At 39.6% G+C, this 19,090-nt stretch carries 15 protein-coding genes; 7 read left to right on the forward strand and 8 right to left on the reverse strand.

What is annotated here, in order from left to right:
- Positions 1 to 4 precede the first annotated feature (4 nt).
- Complete coding sequence (gene yihA / locus I6F10_RS11590; protein ID WP_007377272.1) at positions 5 to 673, reverse strand: ribosome biogenesis GTP-binding protein YihA/YsxC; 669 nt, start codon at positions 671 to 673, stop codon at positions 5 to 7.
- A 281-nt stretch (positions 674 to 954) separates the two neighbouring features.
- On the opposite strand from yihA, the gene I6F10_RS11595 reads away from it, so the two are divergent.
- From I6F10_RS11595 to I6F10_RS11605, 3 genes are all read left to right on the forward strand, one after another.
- On the forward strand, positions 955 to 1,587 hold the full coding sequence (locus I6F10_RS11595; RefSeq protein ID WP_024596955.1) for a c-type cytochrome: 633 nt from the start codon (positions 955 to 957) through the stop codon (positions 1,585 to 1,587).
- Positions 1,588 to 2,340: 753 nt separating this feature from the next.
- Positions 2,341 to 2,925, forward strand: coding sequence for a Der GTPase-activating protein YihI (gene yihI / locus I6F10_RS11600; protein WP_165742843.1), 585 nt, complete (start codon positions 2,341 to 2,343; stop codon positions 2,923 to 2,925).
- A gap of 12 nt (positions 2,926 to 2,937) precedes the next feature.
- Entirely contained in the window at positions 2,938 to 3,453 is a 516-nt protein-coding gene (locus I6F10_RS11605) for a DUF2489 domain-containing protein (RefSeq protein ID WP_149593325.1), read from the forward strand.
- 76 nt (positions 3,454 to 3,529) lie between these two features.
- On the opposite strand, the gene hemN is transcribed toward I6F10_RS11605, so the two are convergent.
- Both hemN and yjgA read right to left on the reverse strand, forming a co-directional pair.
- The gene (gene hemN / locus I6F10_RS11610; RefSeq protein ID WP_165742844.1) at positions 3,530 to 4,903 is read right to left on the reverse strand and encodes an oxygen-independent coproporphyrinogen III oxidase; all 1,374 of its coding nucleotides are present in this window, start codon (positions 4,901 to 4,903) and stop codon (positions 3,530 to 3,532) included.
- A gap of 123 nt (positions 4,904 to 5,026) precedes the next feature.
- The gene (gene yjgA / locus I6F10_RS11615; protein ID WP_165742845.1) at positions 5,027 to 5,560 is read right to left on the reverse strand and encodes a ribosome biogenesis factor YjgA; all 534 of its coding nucleotides are present in this window, start codon (positions 5,558 to 5,560) and stop codon (positions 5,027 to 5,029) included.
- Between the two features lie 144 nt (positions 5,561 to 5,704).
- Between yjgA and pmbA the strand changes: the two genes are divergently transcribed.
- The 3 genes from pmbA to I6F10_RS11630 all read left to right on the forward strand — a co-directional run bounded on the left by pmbA (position 5,705) and on the right by I6F10_RS11630 (position 9,937).
- A complete protein-coding gene (gene pmbA / locus I6F10_RS11620; protein WP_165742846.1) occupies positions 5,705 to 7,054 on the forward strand; it encodes a metalloprotease PmbA in 1,350 nt (449 codons plus the stop codon).
- Between the two features lie 72 nt (positions 7,055 to 7,126).
- Positions 7,127 to 7,606 (forward strand): DUF721 domain-containing protein, encoded by a 480-nt coding sequence (locus tag I6F10_RS11625; protein ID WP_002959934.1) that lies wholly within the window; start codon positions 7,127 to 7,129, stop codon positions 7,604 to 7,606.
- A gap of 255 nt (positions 7,607 to 7,861) precedes the next feature.
- Complete coding sequence (locus I6F10_RS11630; protein ID WP_165742847.1) at positions 7,862 to 9,937, forward strand: M13 family metallopeptidase; 2,076 nt, start codon at positions 7,862 to 7,864, stop codon at positions 9,935 to 9,937.
- Positions 9,938 to 9,973: 36 nt separating this feature from the next.
- Here I6F10_RS11630 and I6F10_RS11635 read toward each other — a convergent pair whose 3' ends face one another.
- From I6F10_RS11635 to I6F10_RS11650, 4 genes are all read right to left on the reverse strand, one after another.
- Positions 9,974 to 11,074, reverse strand: a complete 1,101-nt coding sequence (locus I6F10_RS11635) for a phosphotransferase enzyme family protein (RefSeq protein WP_165742848.1) — start codon at positions 11,072 to 11,074, stop codon at positions 9,974 to 9,976.
- Positions 11,075 to 11,096: 22 nt separating this feature from the next.
- Positions 11,097 to 11,495 carry an 8-oxo-dGTP diphosphatase MutT gene (mutT, locus tag I6F10_RS11640; protein ID WP_165742849.1) on the reverse strand — a complete coding sequence of 133 codons (399 nt, stop codon included), beginning with the start codon at positions 11,493 to 11,495 and terminating at the stop codon, positions 11,097 to 11,099.
- 68 nt (positions 11,496 to 11,563) lie between these two features.
- Entirely contained in the window at positions 11,564 to 14,272 is a 2,709-nt protein-coding gene (secA, locus tag I6F10_RS11645) for a preprotein translocase subunit SecA (protein ID WP_165742850.1), read from the reverse strand.
- Between the two features lie 371 nt (positions 14,273 to 14,643).
- Entirely contained in the window at positions 14,644 to 16,671 is a 2,028-nt protein-coding gene (locus I6F10_RS11650) for a methyl-accepting chemotaxis protein (RefSeq protein ID WP_197098867.1), read from the reverse strand.
- A gap of 116 nt (positions 16,672 to 16,787) precedes the next feature.
- On the opposite strand from I6F10_RS11650, the gene I6F10_RS11655 reads away from it, so the two are divergent.
- Positions 16,788 to 17,558, forward strand: coding sequence for an NADP-binding protein (locus I6F10_RS11655; RefSeq protein ID WP_197098868.1), 771 nt, complete (start codon positions 16,788 to 16,790; stop codon positions 17,556 to 17,558).
- Here the strand turns inward: I6F10_RS11655 and hutH are convergent.
- Positions 17,555 to 19,090: a histidine ammonia-lyase gene (gene hutH / locus I6F10_RS11660; RefSeq protein ID WP_165742853.1), complete on the reverse strand. Its 1,536-nt coding sequence runs from the start codon at positions 19,088 to 19,090 to the stop codon at positions 17,555 to 17,557. The genes I6F10_RS11655 and hutH overlap by 4 nt on opposite strands.

Genomic DNA, 19,090 nt, shown 5'->3' on the forward strand with positions numbered 1-19,090 from the left:
GCGTTTAAGCCTCTGGGTTTGTTTCGTCAGTGATTGTTTCATCGGTAGGTGGTACAGCAATAACAGGGCCTAAAAACCATTCATCTAGCTTTTTAGCTACTTCTGGTAAACCGGTGCCTTTTAATGATGAAAACGCATGAACTGTAATATCCCCATCAAGCGTGCTTAATTCACGGCGAACTTGCAGTACTTGTGATTTACGAGGGCCTTGCTTTAGTTTGTCGGCTTTAGTTAATAGTGCCAATACTGGAATCTCACTACCAATTGCCCAGTTAATTAAATCACGGTCTAAATCTTTTAATGGATGACGAATATCCATTAAAATAACAATACCTTTTAAGCTTTGACGCTTTTGCAGATATTCACCTAACGACTTTTGCCATTTCTTTTTCATTTCGATTGGTACTTTAGCAAAGCCATAGCCTGGTAAATCGATAAGGCGCATATCGTCAACATCCGCTAAATCGAATGTATTGATTAGCTGAGTACGTCCAGGTGTCTTACTTGTACGTGCTAGCTTCTGATCGGTTAATGCATTTAATGCACTCGACTTACCTGCATTGGAGCGACCGGCAAACGCAACTTCAATTCCCGTATCAGCAGGTAATTTAGTAATGTCGGGAGCGCTTGTTACGAAAGACGCAGTATTATATTTGATACGAGATTTGAGCACAGGCTCTCCTAAAACTTAAAAAAATAACATTGAGTAAACCAAATTCACTCAGGGCGCGTATTTTATACTATAAAGGATGTATTAAAAAGCGTATTTAACCACCTAAAAACAGCACCTATGGTACATTTAAAACATGTTAAAGCTTAATCTAAGTCAAAACCCTGTAAATTATAAGCTTAATATGTGTAGAAAACGTGCCAGAGAATTTATTATCGTGTAGAATATATGTATTACAACATCACGATTGTAGATGATACAGGGTCGGAAACAGAGAATTCACCATGAAAAAAATAGCACTATCTTTAACAATATTGCTTGGTGCGTTGTCAGCAAGCAACGCAACAGCATTTGATGGCGATGTAAACGCAGGTAAAGAAAAATCAGCAACGTGTGCGGCTTGTCACGGCCCAGACGGTAATGCGCCGGTTAATATTTACCCAAAAATTGCAGGTCAACATCCAGATTATATCCTTAAGCAACTTCAGGATTTAAAATTAGGTATGACGTCAGGCGGCAAAGAAGGGCGTATGGATCCAGTAATGAGCGCTATGGCTATGCCACTTAGCGAGCAAGACATGAAAGATCTAGCTGCTTATTTTTCTTCAATGAACATGACTGAAGGTGCTACACCTAAAGATGTTGTTGAAGTTGGCGAAATGCTCTTTAAAGCAGGCGATGCGGAGCGTGGGATTCCTTCATGTGCAGCATGTCATGGTCCACGTGGTAACGGTTCATCACTTGCTAAGTTTCCAAAAATTTCTTTTCAGCATCCTGGATATATCAAGTCTCAACTTGAAAAATTCCGTGATGGAACTCGTCACAATGACTTAAATGGCATGATGGGCGATATAGCGAAGAAATTAACAGATAAAGATATTGAAGTACTTTCTCAGTACTTAGGTGGTTTACACTAAAGTCGTATTTATTTAGCAATTAATAATAAATACACTACAATGTTTTACAAAAAGCAGCCTTGGCTGCTTTTTTTGTGCGTAAAATTAACGATATCACCCGTTAAAATGTAAGACATTGACCATGCGTTAGTGTGAGAAAAGTCTTCTTTTTATTTTTTATTTGTCATTAACCTATTGTATTTTATTGTTTATTTGAGTTTAGAATGTAATAAGTATAATAAAAGTTATATAAGCCAGTTGTAACAAAATCATTAACGAGTAAATTAACCACTGTCGCAAAAGAACAATAACAAAACGGAAACAAGCTATAAGGAAAGTGGCGCGGCATGACTACATAGCACAAGATTGGTGCTACTAAAGGAAATAATAAAAAAGTGTCAGAATGACCGAAAATAATAAAAAACTCATGGAAGTTTAATAACAAAAACAAAATGGAATGTAACAAGGAACGTAAAAATAATAACAATACGGACTGATAATAATAAAAATAATAAAGACTAAAAAAAGTCGAAGGGAGAAGTGTCCAGATAATGGCGCTCAGATTAGCAGGCGGTAGAGATGTTTTCTCTACCGCCTTTTTATTTGTCCTGTTACAATACCCACCGTTTAAAATTAGCGATTAATTAGCTAAGGCGCTTTTAAATGAGAAACCCAACCTCTATAGCGCAAACTGAATTCTTCTGGCTAGGCCAGCACTGCGATGCCCATTAATTTGCGCTTCGCTCAAAACCTCTTAAGTGAGATGATCAAGATATGAGTAGAACTAAAAAGTCACGCAAAAGCCCAGCAAACGGACCTGTTCGTATAAGCCAAGATAAGCTTAAAGAAATGCGCGCATTAAAAGAGCAGCGAGTTAAAAAAACCAAAGGCGCAAAGCCGGGTTCTCGTAATGCGCCAGATTTACTAGATAGCGAAAGCCAAAATAGTAATCATGCGCCTAAAGATAAGCGTGTAGGCAGTAAAAAGCCTGTGCCGTTAATCGCAACCGCGCCTGAGCCTAAAGTTGAAATGAAACGCAACTTAAAGCCAACTATTGAGCTGAAAAAAGTAATCGAGCCTGAATTTACACCTGAACAAGAGCTAGAAGCACTTGAGAATGACGAACGTTTACTTAAACTAGTAGAGCGTCATGAAAAAGGTGAAATGCTAACAGGTAAAGATGCGAAGTACTTCAATAGTCGCATTGCCCGTCATCAGGCGTTATGTGAAATTCTTGGTATTGAAGATGAGGACGAAGACGAGTTTGAAGATGACCTTGAAAGCCAAGGCAATTCTGACTTCGATCAATACTTATCTGATGATTTAGCCAACGAATGGTTAGATGAAGACGACAAATAGTAAGGATAAATAATGAGTACCTCGGTAATTTTAGCCTTACTTTTAGGCGCTGCTATCATAGCTGGTTTGGCATTTTATGCGGGTCAGTTGCTGTATAAGTTAAATGCGCAAAAAAAGTTAATTGCTAAAACGCAGGCTGAACAAAAGCAAAAGCTTGAAAAGTCGCGTTTAAAGCGAAACGCAAAACTAGCCGATAGTATTCATTTAATCGCACGTGCAATGAATGAAGAGCAGTGTGAGTTTTCTGAAGGCTGTTTACGCATATGGGTACTTATCTCTCAGTATGCCTTTGAAAGCGAGCGTGATTTAACGACGCAGTATCCTGGTATTTATAAAATGTATCAGGTAGTTAAAGAAATGCCGACGCACGACGCACGTAAAAAATACTCTAAAAAAGAGATTTTTAAGCTGGATAAAGCTCGTTGGCAAGCTGAAAAAACACTTAAAGATGAAGTTAAAGCTGATTGCGCTAAAATTATCATCGAGTTTAAAGCCGCTCCAGGTAGCGATAAAGTCGTTTTTAATTAAAGCTACAACTTAAATACAAAAAGCAGACCTAGGTCTGCTTTTTTTGTGCTGATGTATTTATTATCCATAGTTCAGGCTAAATCACTCTTGAAAAGCGCGTTGCGTTAATTTGTTTTTGTAAGTGAGCATCGAAGCACATACAAATAATACGAATGAATAAGTTACCGCGTGGTGTTACGCTAATTTTATTATCAATTATAGTTACTAGTTCATCTTTTATAAGTGGCGCCAGCGCTACTAATGCATCCTCAAAGTAGTCATTAAATATAAGCGCGTGTTTTTCACTAAAGTCTTGTATATCTAATTCAAATTGGCAAATGAGCTGTTTAATTGCATCAGCACGAATTACATCATCATTTGTTAAGTGCACTCCTTTATTAAGAGCACTGCCGCTTTGTGTTTCTACGCTGTGGTAATAATGTTTTAATTCTTTTTGATTTTGTAAAATGGCGGTGCCAATTTGTGAAATTGATGACACGCCTAAACCTAATAAATCACAATTTCCATGGGTTGTATAACCTTGAAAATTACGGTGTAACTTGCCTTCATTTTGCGCAACAGTTAGTTCATTATCAGTTTTTGCAAAATGGTCCATACCAATAAATTGATAGCCTGCTTGCGTCATCTGCTCCAGCGTATTTTTAAACATGGTGAGCTTATTATGAGCACTGGGTAAATCTGCATCTTTAATCTTACGCTGTGCAGCAAAGCGCTCTGGTAAATGCGCGTAGTTAAACACTGATACTCTATCAGGGCTTAACTCAATAAGTTGCTCTATAGTTTGTTTAAAGCTTTGTGGTGTTTGCAGTGGCAGACCGTAAATCATATCTGCATTAATAGATTGAAACCCCAACTGGCGAGCTTGTGTAATTAATTGCTTGACGGTATCTGCATTTTGCGGGCGATTAACAGCAAGTTGCACGTCATCGTTAAAGTCTTGAATCCCAAACGAGACGCGGTTAAAGCCAAGCATCCTTAAATCAACAAGCATATTATCGGCAAGTGAGCGTGGGTCTATTTCAATGCCGCGCTCTGTCGTGCGTGTAAAATTAAAGTGTTGTTCTAAAAGCTTAATTAAACGGGTCATTTGTTTTGCGGTTAAAAAGGTGGGAGTACCGCCACCTAAATGTAATTGCTCAACCGTGTAGCTTTTAAATAAAGGCGCTTGGGCAGTAATTTCTTTTGCTAAAAAGTCGAGATACGTATCTGCCTTAGATTGATGACGGGTAATTATTTTATTACAGCCACAGTAGTAGCAAAGCTGACTACAAAACGGGATGTGAATATATAAAGAAAGAGAGCGACTTGTTGACGATTCTATAGCGCTTAGTAGGTCTTGTTGCTGATATCCGTCACGCAGTGATAAAGCCGTGGGATAAGAGGTATAACGCGGACCAGACACATTATATTTGTTTATTAGGGTTTCATCCCATTGTGGAAGTTTAATCATCACGCGCACCTAAGTATTTATTTAGGAGGGATTATAAAAAAGTACTCAGGAAGGCGGTTTGATCTATAACAAAAAAGGTGCCGAAGCACCTTTTTTAATAAAATATCAATTAATACAGTCTAATTAATATGTAACAGTATGAGCATCTTTAAGGTATTGAAATAATTCTTTATAACCTTTACCTGGCTTTTCAGCTTTCGCTTCTTTTGCTGCATTACGAACTAATTGGCGCATTTGTTGACGATCAAGAGACGGAAACTGCTCAATAGTCTCATTGATAAGGTCATCACCTTGCTCAATTAAATCTGAACGTAATTGCTCAATTTTTTTGACCAATACTTCAGCTTGGTTATTTTTATTAAGCATCACATCGATAATCGCTTTAATATCATCAATGTTTTCTACAGTACGCAGTGTTTTAGCGATGTAATTTAAGTGGCGGCGATACGCGTCGCTTTTGTTACTTATTTTATCAGCAACAACCATCGCTTCTTTTAAATCGTCATTTAATGGCAGGCGTTCGCGCTGTTTTTTACCCATTTCGGCAATTTCAGTACCTAACTGATGAAACTCTTGCGCTTCGCGTTTAAGCTCCGTTCTTGATACATATTCAATTTCTTCTTCAATTTCAGCAGGCTTGCCTTTTTTCTTTGCCATGGGGTGCTCTTAAATAAAAATAACTTTTGCCATTATACATGAATATGATACTTAGGAATATTAGCTGATGTGATGCATTGAGTGTGTTAGCATTTAAATATAAGAAATGCGTGCATTATGCCTCTAAGGCTCAGGACTTAATTTATGAAAAGCCAACAAAACGATCCAATTTATTCTCAAATATCGCAAGTTAAAGATGCGGTAGCAGAAGTACTCGAACATGCTAAAAAATTAGGCGCTACAGCTGCAGAAGCTGCGATGTCTAGCACGTCTGGTTTATCGGTTAGTACACGAATGGGTGAAGTAGAAACCATTGAGTTCAACCAAGACGGCGGCTTAGGCATTAGTGTATATGTTGGTAATAATAAAGGCTCGGCGTCAACTGCTGATTTAAATCCAAAAACATTGCGCACGGTAGTCGAAAAAGCGATTGATATAGCCAAATTTACATCTGATGACCCATTTAACGGCGTTGCTGATAAAGAGTTACTTGAATTTAATCCTAAAGATTTAGATTTATATCATCCTTGGGATGTAAGTCCTGAGGAAGGCATTGAGCTTTGTCATGCTGCTGAGCAAGCTGCATTAAATGCAGATGAGCGCATTGTTAACTCTGATGGTGCGAGTTTTTCATCGCATCAGGGATTACGTGTTTATGGTAACAGCCACGGTTTAATTGCAGGCTTTCCACGTACTCGTCATAGTATTAGTACTATGGTAATAGGTAAAGATGGCGAACACATGCAGCGCGACTCTGCTTATACAGTTGCTCGCGATCAGGCTGGTTTAAATGATGCGGCGGCAGTGGGTCTTGAAGCGGCAGCTGAAACCTTAGCTAAATTAAACAGCCAAAAGTTAGGCACAATGAAAGTGCCTGTTATTTTTAGAGCAGATATTGCAAATTCATTGTTTGGTCACTTGGTGTCGGCAATTGGTGGTGGCGCGCTTTATCGTAAATCAAGTTTTTTACTTGATAGCTTAGGCACTCAGGTATTTAGTCATTGTGTGAATATTGCTGAGCGCCCACATATTTTAAAAGGGTTGGCATCGTCACCGTTTGATAGCGAAGGTGTTAAAACATTCGATAGAGAAATTATTCAAGGCGGCGAGTTACAAACCTATTTATTAGCAAGTTATGCCGCGCGTAAAATGAATATGACGCCAACAGGGCATGCAGGCGGTATACATAACTGGCTCGTTGAGCAAACTCATAACGATTTAACTGCACTATTAAAAACCATGGGTACTGGCTTATTAGTTACAGAGCTAATGGGGCAGGGCGTAAATACCGTAACGGGTGACTACTCTCGTGGTGCTGCAGGTTTTTGGGTTGAAAATGGTGAAATCCAATATCCGGTAAGTGAAATTACTATTGCTGGTAATTTAAAAGACATGTTTAAAGGTATTTCTGCCATTGGTGGTGATATAGAACGCCGTGGTGGTATTCAAACAGGCTCAGTACTAATAGAGCAAATGCAAATAGCCGGCGCGTAGTATTAATACGCAGTGTATACTTAGACCCAGAGTATTATCTCTGGGTCTAAGTGAGTTTTTACGAGGTGTAAAATGGCTAAAGATAGATATGCACCAAAACCGCTAACCGATATTATGGCGGGGTTAAATAATCGTTTATCGGCTTATGCAGGCAAAAGCCAAGCACTTGATACACAGCAAACCTTATTAAAAGATTTTTTAGGCCCTAAATTGGGTGATAAATGCCGAGTTAGTAATTACCGAGACGGCACGCTAATGATAGAGGCGGTATCTGCGCCTATCGCGCTTAGGCTTAATTATTTAAAAATGGATATGCTTTCACACTTTAGAGCAGCTGGAATGGCAGAGCTTGGACAAATAAAAATAACTGCAAATCCTCAAGCAACTCAGCGATTAAGTACCGCGAATAAATCGGGCAGCCCTACAGTTACCAACTCACGGAAAATGAGTGAGCAAACCGCTAATTACTTAAATGCGATAGCGGCTTCTGCCCCCCCTTCATTAAAAGAAAAACTAGAGCGTTTAGCGCTCCACGGAAAGAATAAAAGTTAGCCTTAGCCACCCACTATATTGTTATTGGTAGGGCTATTTTTGCAGCTCACCGCATTCAAAATACTTTGTTACATATTCCATTTTATTGTTGGTCTAATGAGGTTTATGATACTGCGTGGTGTGCTTTATTATTTAAAGCTCCCTTGATACCCATTCCATTAAGTAAAAGCGTACAGGCAGTGCTATTTTTACTCCTGCTATATTCAAGAATTTAATGGAGTTGGTATTAAATTCTAACTAACAAACGGAATCATTATGAATAAAGTAACAATGGCCGCTGCGAGTATAGCGCTTGCACTTGGTCTAGTAGGTTGTGGTGAAAAACAACAAGAAACTAAAGTAACCGATACTTCTGTAGTAACAGCACCCGCTGAAAAGCCACTAGAGCTTGGTATTGAATTAGCTAATATGGATAGTTCAGTACGCGCACAAGACGATTTTTATTACCATGTAAACGGTGAGTGGCTAGCAAAAACTGAAATACCAGGTGATAAATCTAACTACGGTTCTTTTTCGCAGTTATATGATGAGTCACAAAAAGCGATGAAAATTGCCCTTGAAAGTGCAGCCGCGAATAAGGCCGCTAAAAAAGGCAGCGATGAGTATAAAATTGGCGCATTTTATAAAAGCTACATGAATAAAGATGCGCGTAATGAGTTAGGTATTACGCCATTACAACCGTCATTAGATACGATTGATAGCATTAAATCTAAAGCTGATTTAGTGGGTTTAATGGCTAAAATTCAAAAACAAGGCGGTACTTTACCATTTGGTTGGTTTGTAAATAACGATGCTAAAAACTCAAGCGAGTATGCATTGTATTTATCTCAGTCGGGTCTTGGTTTACCAGATCGTGATTATTACTTAAATGATGACGAAAAATTCACTAAAATTCGCGCTTCTTACGAGCAATACATCACAGATGTTTTAGCAACGTCAGGCGTTAAAAATGCAGCAGAAGCTGCCAAGAGCGTACTTGCATTTGAAAAAACACTAGCTGATGCTCAGTGGAGCCGTGTGCAAAGCCGCGATGCAACTAAATCTTATAACAAGATGACAGTAGCAGATGCTAGTAAGCTAATGGGGGAACTTGATTTAGCCGCATTCTTTAAAGATGCCGGCGTGAGTGTAAGTGATATTATTGTACGTCAACCAAGCTACTTAGAAGCGCTTGCTACTATTTATAAAGATACTGATTTAGCAACGTGGAAAAACTACTTAAAATTTCATTTTGTAAGCGGTTATGCAGAGCTACTTAGTGAAGACTTAGTTAACCTTAACTTTGACTTTTACAGCACAACACTTCGTGGCGTAGAAGAACAAGCACCACTTTGGAAGCAAGCGGTTGACGCATCTAACAGTGTACTTGGTGAAATTTTAGGTAAGGTATACGTTAAAGATAACTTCCCGCCAGAAGCTAAAGCGCGCATGGAAGAGTTAGTTGATAACGTAATTAAAGGTTATGGCGTTGCTATTGAAAATCTTGAGTGGATGAGCCCTGAAACAAAGCTTGCAGCGAAAGAAAAATTAGACAAATTTACGCCTAAGATTGGTTATCCAGATACATGGAAAGATTACTCAGAGCTAGAGATTAACTCAGATGAACTAGTAGGTAATTACATCCGTTATAGCGAATGGGCATACGCAGACATGATTGCTAAATTGGGTAAACCAGTTGATCGCTCTGAGTGGCACATGACTCCGCAAACAGTAAATGCGTATTACAATCCAGTAAATAATGAAATTGTATTTCCAGCCGCTATTTTACAACCACCATTCTTTAATTTAGAAGCAGATGATGCTGTAAACTACGGTGCAATCGGCGCGGTAATTGGGCATGAGCTTGGCCACGGTTTTGACGACCAAGGTGCTAAATACGACGGTGACGGTAACTTACGTAACTGGTGGAGTGAGACTGATCTTAAGCAATTTGAAGAGCGTACAGCGGCTTTAGTTGCACAGTATAACGAATATAAACCATTTGAAGATGCAAGTGTTAATGGTGAGCTAACGCTTGGCGAAAACATTGGTGACTTAGGTGGGTTAACAGTTGCGCATAAAGCGTATATGCTATCTTTAGGTGATAAAAAAGCACCCGTGATAGATGGTTACACAGGCGATCAACGTTTCTTTATGGGTTGGTCACAAATCTGGCGTCGTAACTACCGCGATGAAGAGCTACGTAATCGTTTATTAACAGACCCTCATTCACCAAGCCACTACCGTGTAATCGGTATCTTGTCGAACATGCCTGAGTTTTACGAAGCGTTTGACGTAAAAGAAGGTGATAAAATGTATATCAAACCAGAAGATCGCGTAAAAATCTGGTAATTGCATTACTATAAATAACAAAAAACCAGTAAGTTTTTAGCTTACTGGTTTTTTTGTATCTAGAATTTGTTCATCGACTAAGCACGCGTGCATCCATTCTTCGTTACTCAGTATGTTTTTATAAAGCGCGAGTTGGTTTTGTGCTCGCTCTAAATTATGCTCTGCATGAGATACTTTAAAGTACACATCGTTATTTAAGTAATCAGTTAAAAAGCGCACACTTAACATGAGCGGCATTATTTTAGCGCCTAATAATAAGCTTTCTTGCTCTAGTATACTCATGCTACTTTTTAATGGCGTTACATAGCCTTTAACAATGGCTGAAAATATATCTTTTCGAATAACAACGTTGTGTAAGTTAGTTGAATCCTCGGCTTCGGGGGAGCAAAATGTACGTACCATGTCGCCAAAGTCATAAAGCCAAAATCCTGCCATGCAGGTGTCTAAATCAATAACTGCTTTTGCTTTGTGAGTTGTATTACAAAATAGCATATTATTTATTTTTGTATCGTTATGACACACTCTAAGGGGTATATGTTTAGCTACCTGACTAAGCTCAGTAATTAAATGCTGCTGCGTTAAGCAATACTCTATTTCACCATTGCAGTGCTTTACTCTATTAACTACGTTGTTAGTGATTGCGGTATTTAATTGCTCAAAGCGCATCGCTAAGTTATGAAAACCAGGAATTACAGTGTGTAGCTGTTGCGCATCAAAATCTTGTAATGCATGAGCAAATACGCCAAAGGCGTAAGCCGCTTGCTCGCACTGCTGGGTATTTTTAACAACGTCTTCGCTGTAGCTATCGCTAATATAGTTAAGGACGCGATAATACGCATTATCAATTTTTATTAAGTGTTCGTCGCTTTGTGTCGCTATATGTTTGATTATTTCAAGCGGGTAATTATTTTGCAGTTGTTTAGCATTTAAATGCTGCTCAATTAGTTTTGCATTACTCACTAACTGAGCAGGGTATTTAAATACCTCAGTATTTAGTTTTTGCACAATAAACTGTTTATCAATACTTGTAAGTAGCCATGTACTATTTATATGGCCGCTACCAATCGCACTAACTTGAGTTAGCTCAGGGGGCAGTGCTAACAGTTCGCTTAGCTTATTTTGTATTGAGATATTCATTGTGCTCACTTATGCTCTTTTTTTATGCGTATCGGGCAACTATTTTTTCGATAATTTCAGCATTCGCTTCAGGAAAGTCATAATTTTCTAATTCAGTAATTGCTACCCATTCGCTAGGTTGCCCTTCAGCGCCATATGCCTCACCGCTAAAGTTACTTACTACGTGTACATCTAATTTAACGCATTTATCGCCGTAGTCATGTTCAATCACCATCAATTGGCTAGAGCTGTGAATGGTTAGTCCAACTTCTTCAATAAGCTCGCGTTTAAGTGCAACAAACACACTTTCTCCAGCTTCAACTTTACCACCAGGAAATTCCCATAAACCGCCTTGATGTTGTTCATCTGCACGTTTACAAATGAATATAGCGTTATTTTTCTTAATAACACCAACAGCTACATGTACAATTTCTATAGTCATTACTTTAAAACTCCATAAAAAAAAGCGACGCTAGCGCCGCTTTTTAATAAGCTACTGACAATATTGGGTTATTTTAATTTACCGCAACACTGTTTGAATTTTTGACCTGATTTACAAGGACAAGGGTCATTACGACCTACTTTTGGTTCTGTACGAGCCATTACTGTCGCTGTTTCTGGCGCTTCGCCACCTACGTGCTCAGCTTCTTCATGTTGGTATTCGCGAGGAGCATTTTCACTTTTACGGTGTTGCTCTTCTACTTTTTCAACATCTTCTTCTGCGCGTACTTGTACTTTACTTAGAATGCTTACAACATCTACTTTCAAGTTTTCAAGCATTTCAGAGAACAGCTCAAACGATTCACGCTTGTACTCTTGCTTAGGATTCTTTTGCGCGTAACCACGTAAATGAATACCTTGGCGTAAATGATCCATTGCAGCAAGGTGATCTTTCCAATGCTGATCAAGGCTCTGAAGCATAATCGCTTTTTCGAATTGACGTAATACAGAATCGCCAACTTGCTCTTCTTTTTGCTTGTATGACTGCTCAACCGCCTGCTCAATACGCTCACGAAGCTTTTCTTCGTATAGTTTATTGTCATCTGCTAACCACTGAGTAATAGGTAACTCAATTAAGAAGTCTTGTTTTAAACGCTCTTCAAGGCCAGGAATATCCCACATTTCAGCAAGGCTTTGCGGTGCAATATATTGATCAATTGTATTGCTAAGTACGTCACCACGAATTGCAGTAATAGTTTCTGAAATATCGCCTTCTTCAAGTAGTTCGTTACGCTGAGAGTAAACAACACGACGTTGATCGTTTGCTACATCATCGTACTCAAGTAGTTGCTTACGTACATCAAAGTTACGTGCTTCTACTTTACGCTGTGCATTTTCAATCGCACGGTTAACCCATGGATGTTCAATTGCTTCACCGCGTTGCATACCGAGTTTACGCATCATGTTCGTCATGCGCTCACCGGCAAATATACGCATTAGCGCATCGTCCATCGATAAGTAAAAACGGCTTGAACCAGCATCACCTTGACGACCAGAGCGACCACGTAATTGGTTGTCTATACGACGAGATTCGTGACGTTCAGTACCAATGATATGTAAACCGCCGGCATCAATTACTGCATCATGGCGAATTTTCCAAGCTGCTTTAATTTCAGCAATTTGCTCATCAGTTGGGTTTTCAAGTTTTTCAACTTCACTGTTCCAGTTACCACCTAACACGATATCGGTACCACGACCGGCCATGTTTGTTGCAATTGTTACTGTTCCTGGTAGGCCAGCATCTGAAACGATGTCAGCTTCTTGCGCATGAAATTTAGCATTAAGTACATTGTGCTTAATTTTTTCTTTGCGTAAAAACTGCGATAAATACTCAGAGCTTTCAATTGAAATAGTACCAACAAGCACCGGTTGTCCACGGTCTTGGCAGTCTTTAATATCAATTAAAATAGCTTCGTATTTTTCTTCTTGCGTTAGGTAAACTAAATCGGCGCGATCATCACGAATCATCGGTTTATTAGTTGGCATAACAACGGTATCAAGGCCGTAGATTGACTGAAATTCAAATGCTTCAGTATCGGCTGTACCTGTCATACCTGCTAACGTTTCGTATAAACGGAAGTAGTTTTGGAACGTAATAGAGGCAAGTGTTTGGTTCTCGTTTTGAATTTTTACACCTTCTTTTGCTTCAACAGCTTGGTGTAAACCTTCTGACCAACGACGACCTTCCATTGAACGACCAGTATGCTCATCGATAATAATTACTTCGTTTTCTTTTACAACGTAATCAACATCTTTTTGGTATAGCTTATGAGCACGAAGAGCGGCATAAACATGGCTTAGTAGCGTAATGCTTGCTGCTGAATAAAGCGAATCGCCTTCTTCAATTAAGCCGCGCTCAGTAAGTAGCTCTTCTACTTTAATTTGACCACGTTCTGTTAAATGAACTTGCTTAGATTTTTCATCGATAGTGTAATCGCCGTCACCTTCAATGCCTTCTTCGTCTTCTTTTTCTTGAAGCTCAAGTAAAGGAACGATGGTGTTTATTTCAGTGTATAGCTCAGAGCTATCCTCAGCTGGGCCTGAAATAATAAGCGGGGTACGTGCTTCATCAATTAAGATTGAATCCACTTCATCGACTACAGCATAAAATAATGGACGTTGAACTCGTTCATCAATGCTAAAAGCCATGTTGTCACGAAGGTAGTCAAAACCAAATTCGTTATTAGTACCGTATGTAATGTCAGCAGTATAAGCTAGCTTCTTTTGCTGCGGCATCATACCTGGTACGTTACAGCCTACTGTAAGGCCTAAAAATTCAAATAACGCACGGTTGGTTTCAGCATCACGTTTAGCAAGGTAGTCATTCACGGTAATTACGTGAACACCTTTGCCTGTTAAGCCGTTTAGATAAGCTGGTAGAGTAGCTGTAAGTGTTTTACCTTCACCGGTACGCATTTCTGCAATGCGACCTTGATGTAAAACCATACCACCTAATAACTGCACGTCGAAATGACGCATGCCATTTACACGCTTTGACGCTTCACGTACCACAGCAAAAGCCTCTGGTAGAATGTCGTCAAGGCTTTGTCCGTTATCGTAACGTTCTCTAAACTCAGCTGTTTTAGCTCTTAAATCTTCATCAGAAAGCGCTTCAAGTTTCGTTTCTAGCGCATTGATTAGCGCGACCGTCTTTCTTAAGTTTTTAATAGTGCGGTCATTGCGACTACCAAAAAGCTTGGTAAATAAATTAGATATCATGATAAAACCGTTACAATGTATTCTTTGTCAGCCGAGTATCGGCTAACCCATTTTTAATAATTGGTAATTAATATGTGCTTTTAAGTAACACTTAGAACATATTAATTAGCAATTTTGTAATAAACTGTTCAAAAAGCACTGTTTATTACGTGCGCTACTATACCAGACTCTGCCAAACAACAAACTATCTCAATAAAAAGATCGGTGTATAAAATCGAAAAATTTGATCTGGTTCGTAAAAATCACTTTGTATTACTCAATTACAGTAAAAATAGCAGCGAACTGTAAAGATATGGTGCTAAATAAATTAAAAACAAGGGTTATAGTTGCGCTTAAGTTTTACGCTTAAACACAACTATTAAATACATGTTTTATAATTTAAATTGATTAACCGTTTTGTTAAGCGCCGCAGCTAAATCACTTAAGTCACGAGCTTCGTCAGCGAGGGTGTGCGCATGGTCAGCGGTACTGTTCACTAAGTTATTAATTGCCGAAAGGCTCGTATTAATATCCTCAGCAACAACAGTTTGCTCCTCGGTAGATGTGGCTATTTGATGACTTTGGTCTTGTACTTTAGTAACCGACTGCGCAATATTGTGAAGTGAGCTAAGCACTTCTTTAGTTTGAAGCACTGAGCCCTCGGTTTGATCTTGTCCTTGTTGCATCATTACTGAGGCTTGTTGAGCTATTTGCTGCAAGCGCGAAATCATATTTCGAATATCGTCTGTTGATTCTTGTGTGCGACTTGCAAGTGAACGAACTTCATCAGCAACAACGGCAAAGCCTCTACCGTGTTCACCGGCACGAGCAGCCTCTATAGCCGCATTAAGTGCAAGTAAGTTGGTTTGATCAGCAATGGAATTAATTACATCGACTAATGCACCAATGTTATTACTTTCTTGCTCAAGACCTGCAACCACTTTAGATGCTTCGCCAATATGTAATGCCAGTTCAGTCATTACTGTTTGCGCCTGTGTAGAACGGCTAGCTCCTTCAGCTGTAATTGCTTGTACTTCTTCAGCTGCGTTATTTGTGTGTTGTGCGTTACGTGATATTTCAAGCACAGTAGTCGCCATTTCAGTTACCGCTGCGCTCACGCTATCAACTTGCTGCTTCTCTTGCTGAATTTCAGAATTTGTTTTCTCAGAAACACTTCTTAACTGGGCCGCTGCATTACTTAGTTGTTCTGCTTGCGCTGCGGTATCAAGCATCATGGCGTGCAACTTATCAATAAAAGTGTTCATATGATTGGCCAGCTGTCCCACTTCATCTTGACTATTAATATCAATTTTTTGAGTAAGATCGCCTTCGCCCGATGCTATATCACGCATAATGTGCGTAAGCGTTGTAATGGGTTTTGAAATCATGTGGGTAGCCCATAAAATCATGGCTAATATAATGATTAAGATAATAATTACCGCCGTTGTTGTAGCGGTTACAGCAGCATTTACGGGCTCATCAATCATAGTAGTTGGGATAAGTAGACCTACATACCAATCTATATAAGGCTGCTCTAGCTGCAAACGATGGTAAACCACATAAAACTGCTCACCTTTAAAAGTAACCATTTGGCTGCCTTCAAGGTTATTTCGCATTTGTGTATTTAACTCTTTAAAGCCTGCTGTATTTGTAAATTGTTGCTCAAGCGCATCGAGCCCTTCTTTACCATTTGCACCTTCATCTGTAATTGAAAGTTTATGCCCAGTGGCCTTTGAAAAATGTACTACTTTTTGATTGCCATCGAGTAAAAATCCATAACCTTGGCCGTTAAAGCGAATATTTTCGACCATGTCGTTAATTTTGTTTAATTGTAAATCAACACCGCCCATACCGATGAGTTTTCGCTGAGCGTTATAAACAGGTTGTTGTACTACTGCGGATGCTACGCCTGTGGTTAAATCAACAGAGATTGGACCTACATAAAGCTTGTTAACTTGCATGGCTTCTTGCCACCACCCACGCTTGTAGGCGTAATAAGGCTGGCCGTTGTAGTGACTTGTACGCTCGTTTTCTTTAAAGTATTCACCGGTGGTTGCTGAGGCAAAAAAGGCCGATAAAATGTTTTCGTCATTTGAGCTTAAACGCACAAAGTCTTGGTTTACTTCGTTGTAACCTGGCGCGCTTTCGAGTGCTTGATCGCGTGTATCCCAATTTTCAAAAAAGTTGATTAAATGTGGGTTATTAACAAAGGTTGATACCATTTTACCGTACATCGCGAAGTAACTTTGCATTGAAAGTTGCTCGGCCTGTAGATAACTTTGTGCTTCGTTTTCTATGTTTTCTCTAGAGAGATTGGCAATGTGTTTAACAAAAAATGTTGAGGCGATAATTAGTAAAACGGTAATTGTTCCACCAATCAATAATAATATTTTCTTCCGTAATGATAAATTATTTAGCATGAGTACACATATTTTTATTATTTATGAAATTATATCTAATCATATCTTACTTAAAATCTCTATAAAGTTAGATAGAAAGAACTAATTATGCGTTTAAAATAAAGGCTTATACAAAAATGACAAATAAAAGTAATAAATTAGTAGTATTAGGTGCAGGCTGGTTAGGACATGCTTTGTGCGTAAGTGCACAAAAAGCTGACTGGCAAGTACAAGGAACGCATAGAACAGATATACACGAGTTTGACTTTGAGCGTCAGTTTACACTTGAAGATGGACAATTAAGGCATCAAGTTGATTTACAAGGTGCTTATTGGGTATGTGCTATTCCACCACGTAGCAGGCACAGTGAAAGTAATTATCCTGAAACACTCACCGCAGCGCTTAAGCTTTCAAAGGAGCTAAACGCAAAGGGCTTTTTATTGTGCTCATCAACCGGGGTGTACGATCAAGAGCCTGGTGTATATAGTGAAAGTAGCGATATTTCATGCACAAACGAGCGCCAAATAAAGCTTTACGAAGCTGAAGAGCAAGTGCTTGAACAAGATGGCAAAATACTTCGTTTAGCTGGCTTACTAGGGCCTAATAGAGAACCGGGGCGTTTTGTGGAGGGTAAAGAACTCAACACATCAAGTGAGCAAGTGGTGAATATGGTGCATCAACAAGATGTGATCAATGCTATTTATGCGGTGATAGAGCACTGGCAAGTAGGGCAAAATATTTATAATGTGGTTAATCCCGCGCACCCCACAAAAGCTGAATACTACGCGATGAAGTGTCAGCAACATGGTGGTGAAATGCCAACGTTTACAGGAACTGAACCGGCTGAGCGAAAAATATTAGGCTCAGCCATTGAAGCCTTAGGGTTTAGCTATCAGCACGGTATTTAATATGCTGAAGGCAGGGGACTGCTCTCTATAAAGTCGCATAGCTTACCTTCACTTAGTAATGTGTTAGCAGCTTCGATATCGGGAGCAAAGTAGCGGTCTTTATCATAATAACTCACATGCTCGCGTAACAACGCTTTAGCGCTTTGCACTTTATTTGATGGTTCAAGCGGCTTTCTAAATTCTAGCCCTTGAATCGATGCTAACCATTCTATTGCCAAAACACCTTGGGTATTATTGGCCATTTCATCTAAGCGCCTTGCTGCAAAGGTTGCCATAGAAACATGATCTTCTTGATTTGCAGATGTAGGCAAGCTATCGACCGAAGCCGGATGCGCTAATGATTTGTTTTCTGACGCAAGCGCTGCTGCGGTAACTTGGGCAATCATAAATCCTGAATTTACCCCGCCGTTTTCAACTAAAAATGGCGGTAATTTGGATAGGTTTGAATCGATAAGTAATGCAATTCGCCTTTCTGCTAATGCGCCAATTTCGGCAATTGCGATAGCTAAGTTATCGGCGGCCATAGCAACGGGCTCAGCATGAAAGTTTCCACCCGATATTATGTCGCCTACATCGGCAAAAACTAGCGGATTATCGGTTACACCGTTTGATTCACACAGTAGTACTTCGGCGGCTTGACGTATTTGGGTTAAACATGCACCAAGAACTTGCGGCTGGCAGCGCAGGCAATATGGGTCTTGTACTTTTTCACAATTAATATGTGAGTCACTAATTTGTGAGTGCGTATCGAGTAATTCTCTAAATACGTGCGCGGTGTCTATTTGTCCGCGCTGACCACGAATGTCATGAATACGTGCATCAAATGGCGCGCGACTGCCCATGGCAGCTTCTATACTGATAGAGCCAATAACACAGCTTTGTGCGTACAAGTCTTCGGCTCTAAATAATCCCTGAAGTGCAAATGCAGTAGAGGCTTGCGTGCCATTTAATAATGCTAAGCCTTCTTTGGCTGCAAGTGTTAGGGGTTCAAGTCCCGCTATTTTTAACCCTTGTGCTGCGCTAATTATTTCTCCTTTATGTCGCATTTGACCTTCAGCTAATAAAGGTAGACACATATGCGCAAGAGGAGCTAAATCTCCCGATGCCCCCACGGAGCCTTTTTTAGGCACGCATGGATATACTTCGCTACTAAGCAGCTGCATAAAAAATTGGATTACTTGCAGGCGAATGCCCGAATAGCCACGTGAAAGCGAGTTTACTTTTAAGGTGATCATTAACCTTACTGTGCTGTCATCCATGTATTCACCAATACCCGCAGCGTGTGAAAGTACAATGGAGCGCTGTAATAATTCAAGTTGGTCGTCGGCAATTTTAGTATTGGCTAATAATCCAAAGCCGGTGTTAATTCCATATACAGTGCGGTGTTCATTGATAACGTTTTGAACGGTTTGCGCGCTGGCTGCTATTTGCGACTCGGCATGCTTTGCAAGGCTCAATTTTACCGGTGAATTATTAATTTTTCTTAGTGTGTTTAAATCAAGTGATCCGGGTGTGAGAGTAAGTTCAAACAT

This window comes from Pseudoalteromonas sp. SWYJZ98, assembly GCF_015864495.1.
Classification (GTDB): Bacteria; Pseudomonadota; Gammaproteobacteria; order Enterobacterales; family Alteromonadaceae; genus Pseudoalteromonas; species Pseudoalteromonas distincta.

Bases quoted from the DNA above. Each gene is read 5' to 3' on its own strand.
- I6F10_RS11595 (WP_024596955.1), top strand. From the start codon at position 955: ATGAAAAAAATAGCACTATCTTTAACAATATTGCTTGGTGCGTTGTCA.
- yihI (WP_165742843.1), top strand. From the start codon at position 2,341: ATGAGTAGAACTAAAAAGTCACGCAAAAGCCCAGCAAACGGACCTGTT.
- I6F10_RS11605 (WP_149593325.1), top strand. From the start codon at position 2,938: ATGAGTACCTCGGTAATTTTAGCCTTACTTTTAGGCGCTGCTATCATA.
- hemN (WP_165742844.1), bottom strand. From the start codon at position 4,903: ATGATTAAACTTCCACAATGGGATGAAACCCTAATAAACAAATATAAT.
- yjgA (WP_165742845.1), bottom strand. From the start codon at position 5,560: ATGGCAAAGAAAAAAGGCAAGCCTGCTGAAATTGAAGAAGAAATTGAA.
- pmbA (WP_165742846.1), top strand. From the start codon at position 5,705: ATGAAAAGCCAACAAAACGATCCAATTTATTCTCAAATATCGCAAGTT.
- I6F10_RS11625 (WP_002959934.1), top strand. From the start codon at position 7,127: ATGGCTAAAGATAGATATGCACCAAAACCGCTAACCGATATTATGGCG.
- I6F10_RS11630 (WP_165742847.1), top strand. From the start codon at position 7,862: ATGAATAAAGTAACAATGGCCGCTGCGAGTATAGCGCTTGCACTTGGT.
- I6F10_RS11635 (WP_165742848.1), bottom strand. From the start codon at position 11,074: ATGAATATCTCAATACAAAATAAGCTAAGCGAACTGTTAGCACTGCCC.
- mutT (WP_165742849.1), bottom strand. From the start codon at position 11,495: ATGACTATAGAAATTGTACATGTAGCTGTTGGTGTTATTAAGAAAAAT.
- secA (WP_165742850.1), bottom strand. From the start codon at position 14,272: ATGATATCTAATTTATTTACCAAGCTTTTTGGTAGTCGCAATGACCGC.
- I6F10_RS11650 (WP_197098867.1), bottom strand. From the start codon at position 16,671: ATGCTAAATAATTTATCATTACGGAAGAAAATATTATTATTGATTGGT.
- I6F10_RS11655 (WP_197098868.1), top strand. From the start codon at position 16,788: ATGACAAATAAAAGTAATAAATTAGTAGTATTAGGTGCAGGCTGGTTA.
- hutH (WP_165742853.1), bottom strand. From the start codon at position 19,090: ATGTTTGAACTTACTCTCACACCCGGATCACTTGATTTAAACACACTA.